Here is a 15,361-nt window from a genome sequence, read left to right on the forward strand (position 1 = left end):
GAACGAATCCTTACCTATTATTGTCACATTGGTCATTAAAACTATATTTAATAAGCTTCTGAGGCGAAGTGTTAAATATTAATAATATTTACACTCAAATCCTTTACATTTGATGTGATGTCGGGCGTAAATAGACTTCACGTATTCATACACGCACTAAGGAAAGAGCGAATGTTTTTCCGCATTGGTAATACGAAAATTGCTGTGGCTGCATCAGTAGTTTTGTCTTCATTTTCACTGGCTCCAATGGCTATGGCTGGCAATGCCTCCGAGCTTGAAATGCAGCGTGATGTTTATGACAGAGCGCAAGAGGTTTTAGACAACCGTGATCTAGAAGCTTACTCCGCGTTACGTAACAAAATTCAAACATACCCTTTAACACCTTACACCGATTATCGTGCCTTTTTATTAGGTTTAGGTGAGCGTACTCCTGCTGAGGTCGATGCCTTCATTGAAGAGAATAAAGCACTGCCGTTTTCCAATCGTATGCGCGCGCCTTATTTAGATTTATTGGCTGCTCAAAAGCAGTGGGAAACGATTATTGAGTTTCAAACCAAAGAGCCAGTGGGTGAAAAATATCAATGTATCTATTATCGTTCGCATTCTGAGCAAGGCAATCAAGAACTCGCCTTTAAAGGGGCAAAACAACTTTGGCTAAGTGGCAGTGGTATTGATGACGCTTGTGACTCTCTATTTCAAAGCTGGGATCAAGCCGGGCTAAGAACCGATGAGCTGATTCTGGATAGAATGCTGTTAGCGTTCGAGAGCCGTAACGGTAAGTTAATGAGCTATTTGATTAAGCAATTGGATCATGATGAGTCAATTACTCAAGCTAAGCAGATGAAGGCGTTGTACAACAAGCCTGAAAATGTACTCGCGTTTGCTAAGAAGCACCCAGCCAATGAATTCTACCAAGCGCAAACCGAGTTTGCTTTCGAGAAGTTAGCAAGGAAGTCATCAAGCAGCGCTCAAGAGGTGTTTGATGACGTCATCAAGGCTCAAAAGTTCTCGAAAGAGAAGTCTCAAGAGCTTGCTGATTACCTAACGTTTCGTTTGATTAACACCGATTCTGAAGAGTTGATGGCGTGGCGAGACCAGATGCTCGCGAGTTCATCAAAGCAAGTTCTGCTCGAACGACGTGCTCGCTTAGCGATTCAACATGCCGATTGGACGGGTTTGAAAGAGTGGATAGCGCGCTTGGATGACAAGCATCAGGCTTCGCTTCGTTGGCAATATTGGCAGGGCAGAGCTGAAATCGCGACGGGCGATACTGACAAAGGAAATAAGCGACTGTCAGATATCTTGGGTCAGCGTAATTTCTACAGTGTGGCTGCGGCTAAACAGTTAGGTAAACCGGTTCAATACCCAACATCGACACTTAAATACAATGCTGAAACAGTGAAGCCATTCGGCACCTCTTTGGTGCGTATTGGTGAGCTAATTGACCGAGATAAAATTGCGGCAGCGAAGAGTGAGTGGCGTTGGTTATTAACTAATGCAGATAAAGAGCAAAAAGCGATGCTTGCCGCTCATGCTGCGACACAGCGATGGAATCACTTTACCGTAACAGCGAGTATCTCTGCGAAGATGTGGGATAACATTGCGCTGCGCTTCCCTGTTGCTCATAAGTGGTGGTTTAACTTCTACGCTGAAAAGCACGATCTCGACCCGATCACCTTGATGTCTTTAGCAAGACAAGAGAGTGCGATGGACTCAGAAGCTCGCTCTCCTGTTGGCGCGCGAGGCATCATGCAAATTATGCCAAAGACGGCGCAATACACGGCGAACAAACATAAGATTAGGTATCAGGGCAGCGATGACCTTTATGATGTCGGCAAGAACATTGAGATTGGCAGTCACTACTTAGATGGTTTACTCGCTCAATATGATGACAACCGTATCTTTGCGTTTGCGGCTTATAATGCTGGACCTAGCCGTGTCAAACAGTGGCGTTCACGTAGCGATGAAAAACTTGATGCCTTCGCTTTTATTGAGATGATTCCATTCAAAGAGACTCGCGGTTACGTTCAGAATATCTTGATGTTTGAGACCTACTATCGAGATATCTTGGGTGAGAAAGGGACGTTTTTAGCGCCCCATGAGGCAAAAACGAAATACTAAGCCTTCGGCATTTTGCCCGAAACTGAGTAAGAATAAAGGCAGTGAGTGCGAACCATTTCCACTTACTGCCTTTTTACATTGGATCGCATCAAGTGTTTCGGTATAAAGTGTTAAACGCTTTCAATCGTTAAGCGACTCTTTAAAGTCAGAATTTAAAAGTAAGTGTAGAGATATGGCATCACAACCTGAATATGATAATTGGCAACAACTTATGGACTTGGTAAAGACGGCTGTCGAAAAAGATCAGCACGAGCTGTTGTTGACCATGATGATGACACCAGACGAGCGAGATGCTCTGGTTGCTCGAATTAATATCTTCTGTGAGCTGATGAAAGGCGATATGTCTCAACGTCAGGTGAGTCAAATGCTGGGCGTAGGCGTAGCGACGATCACCAGAGGCTCAAATGAGCTAAAGGCCAAATCTGAACAAGAGAAAGCCGTGATCGCCGACCTATTGCTAAAGTAATAATGGAATTAAGCATTCACTAAATAGTGAGAATACGAATTCGATAAAAAACGCTAACTGAATGTTAGCGTTTTTTGTTTCTGAAGATTGTTCTCAGAACCTTTCTAAGTTTAACGAAGAACTAAATAGGAAAGTGCTCAGGATTCACAAATGGGATCAGAGCTAAAATTAAAGCCTGGTGGTAGACAGAACTGCGCGATAGTTGATTATGTGTCAGTAGGCCAATTGCGCCACCTTTCTGTTTGATATTGTCGGTACCAAACACTTCATCCATCACATCCCCTAACTCGTTTGCATGCTCTAGTTTCTCAAGCACGGCTGGTGGCAGCATCAGGCTTGCTGAACGAGACTCTCCACGTTGACCATTCGCTTCGATCACCATCCAAGCAAAAGTGACGTTTATTTCTATTCCCGCTTCTAGACCAACATAGAAGTCTGCACCGGGCTGAGCTTGAGTTGCGTTGTGAATACGATTCACGGCACCTTGATAGGTTTCATCATTGCTCATCGGTTGATCGGCGACACCACTAGGGACGCTGATGCCTTTGAAATCAAATTCAGTATCAGGAAAAGCAGATAAGAACGCACTTTTAACGGCGTTAATTTTAGCTGGGTTCAGCGATGCGATGATTACAGATTTCATGTGTCGGATTCTTTTTGTTGTCGATTAGATTGAGTTGATGCTGTCGGTACCATTCACTCAATTCTTCTAGTGGCATGGGTTTACCAAAGTAATAGCCTTGCAGCATATCGCACTGTGCATCCTGTAACCACTGGTGCATGCCTTGAGTTTCAATCCCTTCGGCGGTGACCTTTTTCCCTTGAGCATGACACAACCCGATAACCGGTTTTACGATGTTCTGGTTATTGGTCTCAATCAAGGTATCCAAAAACGCTTTATCCAATTTAATTTTCTGAGTTGGATACTGCACCAGTTGAGTGATAGAGGTATAACCGGAACCAAAATCATCAATCGCAAGTCGATAGCCCATGCATGCCAGTTCGTTCAGCAATGGAAAACCTTCTGAATTTGAGTAAAAGGTTTCAGTGATTTCAAAATCGATTAGGCTTGGTGGAATTCGATTTAACTCCGCGTGTTCTTTAATGAAACCGGCAAGGTGAGTGGTTTCAATGCCAGCAGAAGATAGGTTGATCGACAATTGAATTGAGTGATCAAATTGAGCCTGAAGTCGATGGAATGAAGCAAACGCATTCTGTATTACCCAGCGGTCAACATGTTCGAACAGCCCGGTTTGTTCGGCTATTGGAATGAACTCATCCGGTGGAACCAAACCAAGTTGCTTTGAATTCCAACGTAATAACACCTCAACGCCAATAACATCAGTCCCGGTAGAATCCATGTAGGGCATGTAAACGAGCCTGAATTCATCATCAAAATTCTGACCTCTAAGCGCACGTTCAATGTCTGCTTGGCGCTGAATGGCTTTGTCTAAATCCCGTGAATAGTCAGCAAATTGGTTTTTACCGGCACGCTTGGCTTGGTACATCGCAGTATCCGCGTTGGACAGTAGCTTCTCGATTGAGTCACCATCATTAGGGTAGGTCGCAATACCAATACTGACCGTGATTGGAAAGCTGCCTGATTCGGTGACAAAGCCTTTTTGCAGTGGAGTCAGTAAATCAGTCGAGAATCGATGCGCGACATTTCCTCGGTGACTAGGAGCGTTAATGTAAACAACGAACTCGTCTCCAGAAAGTCGGGCTGGCATGCAGTGAGCGTCGAACTCCGCTTTGTAGTGGCGACAAATGTCTGAAATACGCTGAGCAAAAGAGACCAGAATCGAGTCGCCGATTTGATGCCCGTATTTGTCATTCACAAACTTGAAGTTATCTAAGTCAAAATAGAGAACCCAGGTTTCGGTATTCGAACTTGGTTTTGGCAACGATTGCTGAACGAAGGTTTGAAACTGATGCCTATTGGCTATTTGAGTTAACTGATCATTTTCGGCCAAGAGCTTGGTTTGCTGGTAGGTGTTGTCTAGCTCTTGATACATGTCATAAAAACGCTGTGATAGGCGGCCAAGCTCGTCACGAGTGCCTAAGCGTTCAATGTTCTTACGTTGTTTTTTTTCGACTTGCTGTAGCTGTCGATCGAGCCGTGTTATTGGAGTAATCACAGTGCGAGACAGAAGCATGAGTAGCAGAGCGACAGTTACAAACGCAGACAGTGCAAACGACAAACTCAGCTTGTTCCAAATTGAATCGAGCTTGTTTTCCAACAGGAATTGCGCCGGATCGACCGTGGCGTACAGTTCTGGTGCAAGCTTGACTGAGTGAGTAACATCATTTTCCAAAGAAACCGCTATGGATGTGAAGAACAAGCTGGTTTGGTAGTCGAACTCTATCTGTTTTCTCAGCGCATTAAATTTGTCCAGAGAGACAGAGACAACAACAAAGAACACATCGTCGGGTTGATTGTTAACGGTTGGGAAAATCGCTTTTCTATCTACCTTGTCATAGTGAACCAACATCCCTTCGCCTTGGGAGTTTTGAATATAGTTGGTACTCGATGTTGCTAAGGTGTCTTGATAGTGCTGGTCAACATACTCCAATATCTTACTGTCAATCTGAGTGCGTGAGTCATTGCTATTATCCGCGTAATAACGCAGTTTTCGATCACCATTAAGAAGTGCTAAACCTGTATAGCTTTCATCGTCATCTTGCAGGAAATGAATGGCTTCTCGAAGATTACTGACCAGTTCAAGATCGCGAGATAGATTTTGATCAGTTAAAAAATAACGCTTCACCATATCACTCTGGGTCAAGGTGTAAGAGTAGCTATTGAGGAACGAACGAGATTGGCGAAAGTATCCGGCTAGTTTTTCCATGTTCAGCTGTAGTGCATTATCTTCGCGTTTGATGAAGCTGCTTTTTTGCGTCGAATAAATAATATAGCTAGAAGCCGCGGTACTGATCAGTATCACAGGGGCTATCAGTAGTAAGATTTTAGTACTTAGCTTCATAGTTAATGACAACACTATTTATAAATTAAGCGCATAAGTTTATGTTACTTAATGCTTACTCGCTATTAATTATACGTAGTTCGATGATTTCCTGTGAAGGGGGTAAGGTTTTGTCTTTATTGATAAAAAAAGCCACTAATGAGTTTTTGTTAGAAAGGCTCAAGTAGTGGAGAGAGTAAGCGTGCCGAATGTGCGAAACAAGTGAATTGTGTTTCAGGCATGCTAGGGTGAGTTTTCTTAGCGAGAATAGTACTCGACTAGAGGGTGATTTAAGTATTTGGCCTGCTGTAGGCCAAATACTTATGTTAGCTAAAAGCTGATACTCACTTTCAGCTATGACAACTTAACTTGAGTCGCTTTGATGTTCTCACTTGGGTAGCAACCCAACACCTTAAGGTGGCGAGTAATGGCTGTTAGTTCCGTTATCGCTTGTTGCATATTATCTGAATCCAGATGCGCCTCTAAATCGACATAGAACATCTCTTCCCAAGGGTTACCCATGATAGGACGAGATTCCAGCTTGGTCATGTTGATGCCTAAGCGTTGCAGGATCAGTAGTGTCTCTACCAAAGAGCCCGCCTCTTGAGAAGTCGACATGATGAGGGTCGTTTTCGCAGGTATTTGAGTTGACACTTCAACAGGCTTGCGAGCTACCACGATGAAACGTGTGTGGTTCTCTGTTTGGTTTGCAATGTTGCCCTGAATTGGCTGAAGCCCATAAAGCTTACCGCTCGATGCATTACCAATAGCAGCTACGTCATTACCACCCAGTTCTTTAACCTTTTTCATTGCATCAGCGGTGCTTGCGCAAGACTCAAGGCTGACGCCCTTAAGGCGGCTCAAGAACTCACTGCATTGCTGATGAGGTTGTGGATGGGAATAGAGCGTTTTGATGTCTTCTAATCGGATATCACTTTTCGCTACTAGGCAGTGTTCGATTGGTTGAGAAAGCTCACCAACGATGTAAAGCGTTGTGTGTTGAAGTAGGTCATACACTTCGTTAATCGAACCTGAGCTGGTGTTCTCAATAGGTAGTACACCGTAGTCGGCATGGCCAGATTCTACCGTAGAGGCTACTTCTTTGAAGTGATTACAGTTTAACTCAATTAACTCCATATTCTTACGGCTGAAGTATTCGCGACTCGCAAGGTGAGAGTATGATCCCTTAGAACCTAAGAATGCAACGCGAGCCAATGGTTTGCGGCTTTGCGGGTTCGCTAGGTTTTGTAAATATGACTGCTGTAGTAAAACGGAATCTTCGATGATGGTGTGAAACAGCTTGGTAATGTACTGCGCATCAAGTTCGTATTTATCTTTGCCATTGTTGATCAGCTTAACTAATAGTTGTTGCTCTCGTACTGCATCACGAACTGGTTTTGATGTCTCTACTTTGCTTTTAGCGACTTCGATACTTAGCTTGCGACGCTCCGAAAGTAACTTCAGGAGTTCGTCGTCTAAATCATTAAGACGAAGGCGGATATCATCCAGTGAAATTGAGCGGTCAGTCATAAATGTGTCCTTATAAAAAAGCCTCCCTAGTGTGGGAGGCTTCTTGTTCGTTTTTGACTTGTTTTTCTAAAACGACTTAGCCTCCGATTTACGGAAGAAAAAAGAAGTCAAAAATAAACAAAGATTGAGTGTGCATAAAAAGTGTTTGTTTTATGAATGTTTAAACACAATAAGCAAGCGAGCTACGAGCGTCAAGCAAAAAAATAGCGCCCTGAGGCGCTATTTTTTAATCTGTTCTCTTTCCTTATTCTACTTCAGCTTCTAGCTCTTCGATTTCAGGCTTTTCAGCGCGGCGCGCTTCAGGTTTATGGCGTAGCTTGTTGAGTTGACGCTCTAGTTTTTGTTCTACTTCGTTGATCGCTACGTAGAGGTCGTCATGGATTGATGAAGCAACAAGTTGGCCTTTTGGTACGGTTAGAACCGCTTCAAATTTTTTCTTCTTGTTTGGTTCTTCGCTAAAGCTCGCTTGGCAGCCAATGATGTCTACTTGCCATTTATCCAGCTTTTTAAATTTGCTTTCTATGTGATCACGGATTGCAGAGGTAATGTCGATGTTTTTACCAGTGATGTTCATTTTCATAGAAGTTTTCCTCTGTTGTATCCCTCATGGGTTAACTTCAGATTACGACTTTTAGGAATAAAGAATGTGATCTAGATCTTGTTTTGATTGGGTGGGATAAGCATTAAAATCAAATGTGATCTCACGCAAGTCTTAGTATCTTTTTGGCGAAAAATGCTTGTTATCTCTATGAAAAACGATAACTTGGAGGCAAGGCTTCGCTAAAAATTAAACCAGTTTTTAGGGGCGTCTTACAGCTTATTGAAAGTGTTTGATTGAAATTTACTCAATAGTGTTTTGTAATGTAGATCTCGTGATATATAAGCTTTCTCTGAATTTGATAAGCAAAAGCCGCATAAGTTTTCTTATGCGGCTTTTGTGTTTTTAATTTGCCTTAGTGCCTTAGTGCCTTAGTGCCTTAGTGCCTTAGTTCCCCTGGCTCTTAGGGTTGAAGACAAACTAATCGTTGGTTTTTAGTAGTCTGGCTGCCCCATTTTCTCGGATAGCATTGATAGCTTGTAACTGCTTATAGATTACAAAGTAACGGTTGATGTTGGCGACATAGGTCACCGGTTCTTTGCTCACGTATTTGCGAGTGATGATTTCTACGTTTTTAAACCAGATATTTGGGTTGTAACCTTTCTGCTTGGCAATGCGCCTCATCTTTCTGATCTTAGCAGGACCAGCGTTGTAAGAAGCCAAAGTGAAGTAGATTTGGTTATCTGGCGTAATGGCAGGGTCGTCAAAATACCTGTCCTTAATGAAACGCATGTATTTCACACCTGCATGAATGTTGTTATCCACCTTATGTATGTTTTTGATGTTGACGTTTTTGTCTTTGGCGGTACTTGGCAACACCTGCATCACACCAATAGCTCCACGATGAGAAACTCTGCTTTGATCCAGTCCAGACTCTTGGAATCCTTGTGCAGACATCATCAAAGGGTCGAATTCGTATTGGCTCGAATACTTTTCAAAAACATCTGACAGCTTGGCCACTCGGTCTATTTTATTTGGGTTGAGTGCTCTACCTAACCAGCGAGTGTTGTCGATGTATTTCTGATAGATAACATTTCCAAGTAGGGTACCTGTTCGTGCAGTCTTGACGTATTTGTTTATCTCTTTTTTTAACTGAGGGCTGTTTTTTCTCAATGCCCATGCTATTTGGCCATTTTCACGTAACGGCAAATCATGATGTACTTGTATGTTTTCCATTACGTCAGTCCACAGCTTTGCTTTATGGCTGTCCAGAATTGTGCCCTGTATATAACCTTGGTTAACCAGCTCGATCAGCTCGTAGTCTTGCAGTGATTCTTCAATGAAGTGGACATGCAGTGGGGGTAAACCCAGTTCGTTAAGCTCTTTATTGACTCTTTGTACACTCTCGAAGTAACTCGAGCTTGCTCGGATCCACACCTCTTTGCCGCTCAATTGCTTGATTTCGGTGATAGGTTCGGCCTTTTTCCCTGTGATAATGAGTTCTTTACCATCTTTAATCATCGGATCTGAAAAATCGATGGTTCGTAGTCGTTTGTCGGTGATCGTTAGGTTAGCGACAGCGACATCACCATAGCCAGATTCTAAAGACGGAAGTAGATCATCTCGTTGCACGGGGATGATTTGAACATTGAGATAGGGATGTTTTTTACGAAGGCTTTTCTCAAAGTGGTAGAGCATTTCTGCCACGATGCCTTTTGGCTTACCATCCTCGATGTAATAGAAACCAAGATCGGCAGAAACTAAAACTCTAACCGTTCCTTTGGTTTTGAGCACATCCAAGTCGCCCATGTAAGGCTTATTGCTTAATGGGGACAGTTCTAATGCGTAGGATAATTGGCTAAATAGCGATATCCAGATAAATAATAACAACCTACTCACATCCACACTCCATGTTGATGTTTTGTTAAAAGTTATCTTTTGAAGATACCGTGTATTATGCGATCCATCAAGTTTGCGATATGTAGATGAAAAAAAGCGCGCTAGTAAATTAGCGCGCTTTTTGGATTGAGATGTAAGAAGTTTGATTAAGGTAGTGGGTTTAACTCAATCAACTTTTCTGTTCTTAACACAGCGTCGTCTAGGCCGAGTTGTTGATAAGCTTTTAGCTGGATATCTAAAGACTTACGCGCAGCAATGGTGTCTGGGTAAGTTTTTTGCAGCTCTTGCGTTCTGTTGATCGCAGCAATCCAAGCTTCGCGGCGTAGGTAGAAATCAGCAGTTGCTAAGTCATACTCTGCTAGGCGGTTCTTAAGTGCGAACATGCGTTTTTGTGCATCTTCAGCGTATGGACTTGCAGGGAAACGTTCGAGTAGTCGCTTGAAGTCAGCAAAAGCGAGTTTTACTGGTTCTGGATCTCGGTCACTACGGTCGATATTAAAAATATCGTGCATGAAGTTTCGGTCTTGCGCCATGTGCGTTAAGCCGCGCATGTAAAGAACCCAGTCTTGTTTCTCATGCGTTGGGTTCAAACGTAGGAAACGTGAAATGGTAGCAAGGCCAAGTGCCAAGTCATCATTTTTGTAGTAAGCGTAAATCAGATCGAGCTGTACTTGCTCAGAATAGGCGCCGAATGGGTAACGTGAGTCTAGGGCTTCTAGCTTTTCTATTGCTGAAAGCCAGCTACCGCTCTGCAGTGATTCTTGAGCGTCAGAGTAGAGAACCGATGGTGGTACATCTGGCACTATCTCTTCACTACTTGAACAACCAACCAAGAGTGATACGGCTAATAGACCCGATAAAGTAAGGTGTTTCATGTCAGGCGTCGATTCCTTGAATTAAATATTTCGTAAGCTTCCGTTACTTTCTAACCAGTAACAGATACAATGATGCAATTATTCTATTTTATCCATACTAATGGGTATTAGTCTCACGGTTTTTAAAAAAGTTCGATATGGCTCAGCAGATCACATTAACAGACACAGTAAAAAGCAGCCAGTTAGGTCAACGTTTAGACCAAGCTGTCGCTGAACTATTTACCGATTTTTCTCGCTCTCGCATTAAAGAGTGGCTTCTTGACGGCAAAATCCAAGTGGATGGCGAAGTTATTACTAAGCCACGCGTTAAGGTTTTGGGCGGTGAAGAGATCATCTTGCAAGCTGAACTTGCAGATGAAGAGCGCTGGGAAGCACAAGATATTCCTCTAGACATTGTCTACGAAGATGATGACTTATTGGTTATCAATAAGCCTCGCGATTTGGTTGTACACCCAGGCGCAGGCACACCGGATGGAACCATACTAAACGCATTGCTTTTCCATTACCCACAAATTGCAGAAGTGCCTCGTGCAGGTATTGTGCACCGTCTTGATAAAGACACAACAGGTCTTATGGTTGTGGCTAAAACGGTTCCAGCTCAAACTCGTCTTGTGCGTGCTCTTGCTAAGCGTCGTATTACTCGTGAATATGAAGCAATTGCAATTGGCAAAATGACCGCTGGTGGTGTGGTTGAGAAAGGCATTAGCCGTCACGCAACTAAGCGTACTCTAATGGACGTAAATGAATTAGGGAAGCCAGCGGTAACTCACTACCGTGTTGCTGAGCACTTCCGCGAGCATACTCGTATTCGTCTACGCCTAGAAACGGGTCGTACTCACCAAATTCGTGTTCACATGTCATACCTTCAGCATCCACTGCTAGGTGACGTTGCATATGGTGGCCGTGCTCGTATTCCAAAAGGTGCATCTGAAGAATTAACAACAATGATTCGTTCTTTTGATCGCCAAGCACTGCACGCCGTTATGCTTAAATTTGTTCACCCAATTACAGGTGAAGAAGTTGAGTTCCACGCTCCTGTGCCTAATGACATGGTTGTGATGGCTGAAGCGTTGCGTGTTGATGCTCGCGAAAACTTGGAAGACGACATTTAATTATGTCGATGATCATCCCTAACTGGAATGCACCAAAAAACGTGAAAGCATTTGCTTCGACACGTTTTGATGGTTTTTCTACTGGTGCGTATCAAGGATTAAACCTAGGTACGCATGTTGGGGATGATGCTTCGCTTGTTGAAAACAACAGAGCCTGGCTCAAGCAACACGCTAATATGCCTGCAGCTCCGGTATGGCTAAATCAAACTCACTCAACAGATGTCGTTACGGTTTTACACCCTACGGCAGATATTCTTGATGCTGACGGTGCATTTACCACAGCTAAAGGTGTTGTTTGTTCTGCGATGACAGCCGATTGCTTACCTGTAATCCTTACTGATACCAAAGGCACTCAAGTTGCTGCAGTTCATGCTGGTTGGCGTGGTCTTGCTGGTGGCATTCTTGAAAATGCCGTTGCAAAGTTTTCAAACCTAGATTCAGATAATAAGATCATTGCTTGGCTTGGTCCTGCAATAGGCAAACAAGCCTTTGAAGTAGGCGATGATGTATTGGAAGCTTTTGTTCGTTTTGACCCTCAAGCTAAGCTCGCATTTGAAGCCAAAGCTGAACCAGGCAAATGGCTAGCGAATATGTCTCAGCTTGCAACGCAACGACTGAACAAAGTTGGTGTCACTTCTGTGACAGACTCCAATCTATGTACCTTCGCTGATGCGGATGCGTTCTATTCTTATCGTCGTGATGGTATTACTGGGCGCCAAGCTACTTTTATTTGGTTAGAGTAACCTTTAGCTAGTGCAACTAGTCATCCAGTTAATTTATATTTTTATATCAGCTCTATTCTTCATTCTTATCCCTTGAAAATCCGCGTTACCGTATCCATCTTCTAACCATAAGATAAACATATCTAAGAGTAGGAAGGTTGGCATGCGTCTCGATCGATTCACTAGTAAATTCCAAATTGCGATATCTGATGCTCAGTCGCTCGCATTAGGTCGTGATCACCAATATATAGAACCTGTGCACCTAATGGTGTCTTTGCTTAATCAAGATGGTAGTGCAATTCGTCCATTGCTCACCATGCTGAATATTGATGTGGTTCAATTGCGTTCTAAATTGAGCGAAATATTAGACCGAGTGCCTAAAGTAAGTGGCATCGGTGGTGACGTTCAGCTATCGAATGCGATGGGAACGCTGTTTAACCTATGTGATAAGGTCGCGCAAAAGCGTCAAGACAGTTACATATCTTCAGAAGTATTCCTACTTGCTGCTATTGAAGACAAAGGTCCTTTAGGAAACTTACTTAAAGAACTAGGTCTTACCGAGCAAAAATTATCTCAAGCTATTGAACAAGTTCGCGGTGGCCAGAAGGTCGATGACCCGAATGCGGAAGACAGACGCCAAGCACTCGAGAAGTTCACCATTGATCTGACCGAAAGAGCAGAGCAAGGCAAGCTGGATCCTGTTATCGGCCGAGACGACGAAATCCGTCGCACGATCCAAGTACTTCAACGCCGCACCAAGAACAACCCCGTCATTATCGGTGAACCAGGTGTTGGTAAAACAGCAATTGTCGAAGGTTTAGCGCAGCGTATTATCAATAATGAAGTACCTGAAGGTTTGAGAGGTCGACGTGTACTTTCGTTAGATATGGGCTCTTTGATTGCCGGCGCTAAATATCGTGGTGAATTTGAAGAACGTTTAAAATCAGTTCTTAACGAATTATCGAAAGAAGAGGGCAACATCATTCTCTTCATCGATGAAATTCACACCATGGTCGGTGCGGGCAAAGGCGAAGGCTCTATGGATGCGGGTAATATGCTGAAACCAGCATTGGCTCGTGGTGAACTTCACTGTGTAGGTGCAACCACACTCGATGAATATCGCCAGTATATAGAGAAAGATCCTGCGTTAGAGCGTCGATTCCAAAAAGTGATAGTCGATGAGCCAACCGTAGAAGACACGGTCGCAATTCTCCGTGGTTTGAAAGAGCGCTATGAACTTCACCATCATGTAGAAATTACTGACCCCGCGATTGTCGCGGCTGCAACATTATCTCATCGATACGTTTCTGACCGTCAGTTGCCAGATAAGGCGATTGATCTGATTGATGAAGCTGCTTCGAGTATCCGTATGCAGATCGACTCAAAACCTGAGTCGCTAGATAAGCTCGAGCGTAAGATCATTCAATTGAAGATCGAGCAGCAAGCTCTTACCAATGAAAATGATGAAGCCAGTGAAAAACGTCTTCGAACATTACAAGAAGAGCTTTCTGACAAAGAACGAGATTTCGCAGAGCTTGAAGAAGTATGGAATGCAGAGAAAGCCGCGCTTTCAGGCACGCAATACATCAAGTCAGAGCTAGAACAAGCTCGTATGGATATGGATTTTGCAAGACGTGCTGGTGATCTTAACCGAATGTCTGAATTGCAATATGGTCGAATCCCAGAATTAGAGAAGCAGTTAGATCTTGCGACTCAAGCTGAAATGCAAGAAATGACGCTGCTGCGTAATAAGGTCACGGATTCAGAAATTGCAGACGTGCTATCGAAGCAAACAGGCATCCCTGTTTCTAAAATGCTAGAAGCAGAGAAAGAGAAGCTTCTTAAAATGGAAGGTGTTCTGCATAACCGCGTGATTGGCCAAGCGGAAGCAGTCGAAGTGGTATCGAATGCGATTCGTCGTAGCCGTGCTGGTTTATCTGATCCGAATAAGCCGATTGGCTCTTTCTTATTCCTTGGTCCAACTGGCGTTGGTAAAACGGAGTTGTGTAAAACACTCGCGAACTTCATGTTTGATAGTGACGATGCAATGGTGCGTATCGACATGTCTGAATTTATGGAGAAACACTCTGTTGCTCGTTTGGTTGGTGCTCCTCCGGGTTACGTTGGATATGAAGAAGGTGGCTACTTAACAGAAGCGGTACGTCGCAAGCCTTACTCGGTGATTTTGCTCGATGAAGTAGAGAAAGCGCATCCGGATGTTTTCAATATCTTATTGCAGGTGCTTGATGATGGACGCTTAACTGATGGACAAGGTCGTACAGTCGATTTTAGAAACACGGTAGTGATCATGACATCCAACCTTGGTTCTTCGAGAATTCAAGAGAACTTCAACACGCTCGACTACCAAGGAATAAAGAATGAGGTGATGGAAGTGGTAGGTAAACATTTCCGACCTGAGTTTTTGAACCGAGTTGATGAAAGCGTGGTATTCCATCCATTGGGTCAAGAGCACATTCAGTCGATAGCCGCTATTCAGCTTGAGCACCTTAAGAAGCGAATGGAAGACAATGGTTATGAACTTGAAGTATCGGATAAAGCACTCAAGTTGATTTCTCAAGTTGGTTTTGATCCAGTATATGGCGCGCGACCTTTGAAAAGAGCGATTCAACAAAGTGTCGAGAACCCGTTAGCGAAAGCGATATTGGCAGGAAAAATTAATCCAGATAAGAAAGTACAGCTATTAGTAAACAACGACCGCATTATTGCTCACCAATAGTTGAAGTAAGAACTGTAGGTACGATTGGCCTAAATTAAGGCTTAATCGTACCTATTTTGAACGCTTTGGGTGAATAGTGTTCGAACGGTCGCCGGTGGCGGCTTTTTTTCGTTTTTGGCCTTGTGCAAAGGATTATTCTCTCTATAATGCGCCTCCGTTGCCAAGGATAACCAAGCGGTTTGAACTGAGTAACAAGACGGTGATAAGCATTTAAGATGCTTTGAAAAATTAGCTGGAAAAAGTGTTTGACACTGGAATCCAATCCGCTAGAATGGCCGTCCACTTCGAGAGGCTCCTTACCAAAAGGAACGCTCAACAAGTAAAGCTCTTTAACAATTTAAACCTATCAATCTGTGTGGGCACTCGTTGATGAATATCAAAACGTTTTATCGTTAGAT

Annotated in this window: 11 protein-coding genes and 1 other annotated feature; of the genes, 5 read left to right on the top strand and 6 right to left on the bottom strand. The window is 43.4% G+C overall.

Annotated elements, in window-relative coordinates; translation table 11 throughout:
* Positions 1-171: 171 nt before the first annotated feature.
* Positions 172-2,121 carry a transglycosylase SLT domain-containing protein gene (locus tag MSG35_RS17095; RefSeq protein WP_248384604.1) on the top strand — a complete coding sequence of 650 codons (1,950 nt, stop codon included), beginning with the start codon at positions 172-174 and terminating at the stop codon, positions 2,119-2,121.
* Positions 2,122-2,293: 172 nt separating this feature from the next.
* Positions 2,294-2,587, top strand: coding sequence for a trp operon repressor (trpR, locus tag MSG35_RS17100; RefSeq protein ID WP_048615039.1), 294 nt, complete (start codon positions 2,294-2,296; stop codon positions 2,585-2,587).
* A gap of 121 nt (positions 2,588-2,708) precedes the next feature.
* On the opposite strand, the gene yjjX is transcribed toward trpR, so the two are convergent.
* The 6 genes from yjjX to MSG35_RS17130 all read right to left on the bottom strand — a co-directional run bounded on the left by yjjX (position 2,709) and on the right by MSG35_RS17130 (position 10,392).
* Positions 2,709-3,230 carry an inosine/xanthosine triphosphatase gene (gene yjjX / locus MSG35_RS17105; RefSeq protein WP_248384605.1) on the bottom strand — a complete coding sequence of 174 codons (522 nt, stop codon included), beginning with the start codon at positions 3,228-3,230 and terminating at the stop codon, positions 2,709-2,711.
* Positions 3,193-5,571 (bottom strand): EAL domain-containing protein, encoded by a 2,379-nt coding sequence (locus tag MSG35_RS17110; protein ID WP_086971431.1) that lies wholly within the window; start codon positions 5,569-5,571, stop codon positions 3,193-3,195. The genes yjjX and MSG35_RS17110 overlap by 38 nt, the downstream gene beginning before the upstream one ends.
* Positions 5,572-5,904: 333 nt before the next feature.
* Entirely contained in the window at positions 5,905-7,080 is a 1,176-nt protein-coding gene (pheA, locus tag MSG35_RS17115; RefSeq protein ID WP_061019012.1) for a prephenate dehydratase, read from the bottom strand.
* 12 nt (positions 7,081-7,092) lie between these two features.
* Positions 7,093-7,214: a sequence feature (Phe leader region), on the bottom strand.
* Positions 7,215-7,324: 110 nt separating this feature from the next.
* Positions 7,325-7,660, bottom strand: coding sequence for a ribosome-associated translation inhibitor RaiA (raiA, locus tag MSG35_RS17120; RefSeq protein WP_004735034.1), 336 nt, complete (start codon positions 7,658-7,660; stop codon positions 7,325-7,327).
* 438 nt (positions 7,661-8,098) lie between these two features.
* Entirely contained in the window at positions 8,099-9,523 is a 1,425-nt protein-coding gene (locus tag MSG35_RS17125) for a lytic transglycosylase F (protein ID WP_338116605.1), read from the bottom strand.
* Between the two features lie 140 nt (positions 9,524-9,663).
* On the bottom strand, positions 9,664-10,392 hold the full coding sequence (locus MSG35_RS17130) for an outer membrane protein assembly factor BamD (protein ID WP_048606835.1): 729 nt from the start codon (positions 10,390-10,392) through the stop codon (positions 9,664-9,666).
* Between the two features lie 137 nt (positions 10,393-10,529).
* On the opposite strand from MSG35_RS17130, the gene rluD reads away from it, so the two are divergent.
* From rluD to clpB, 3 genes are all read left to right on the top strand, one after another.
* The gene (gene rluD / locus MSG35_RS17135) at positions 10,530-11,504 is read left to right on the top strand and encodes a 23S rRNA pseudouridine(1911/1915/1917) synthase RluD (RefSeq protein WP_017056156.1); all 975 of its coding nucleotides are present in this window, start codon (positions 10,530-10,532) and stop codon (positions 11,502-11,504) included.
* A 2-nt stretch (positions 11,505-11,506) separates the two neighbouring features.
* Positions 11,507-12,247: a peptidoglycan editing factor PgeF gene (pgeF, locus tag MSG35_RS17140; protein WP_248384606.1), complete on the top strand. Its 741-nt coding sequence runs from the start codon at positions 11,507-11,509 to the stop codon at positions 12,245-12,247.
* 142 nt (positions 12,248-12,389) lie between these two features.
* Positions 12,390-14,963: an ATP-dependent chaperone ClpB gene (gene clpB, locus MSG35_RS17145; protein WP_248384607.1), complete on the top strand. Its 2,574-nt coding sequence runs from the start codon at positions 12,390-12,392 to the stop codon at positions 14,961-14,963.
* Positions 14,964-15,361 lie beyond the last annotated feature (398 nt).

The sequence above is a fragment of the Vibrio sp. 1CM23M genome (assembly GCF_023161755.1).
In the GTDB taxonomy this organism is placed as follows: domain Bacteria; phylum Pseudomonadota; class Gammaproteobacteria; order Enterobacterales; family Vibrionaceae; genus Vibrio; species Vibrio coralliirubri.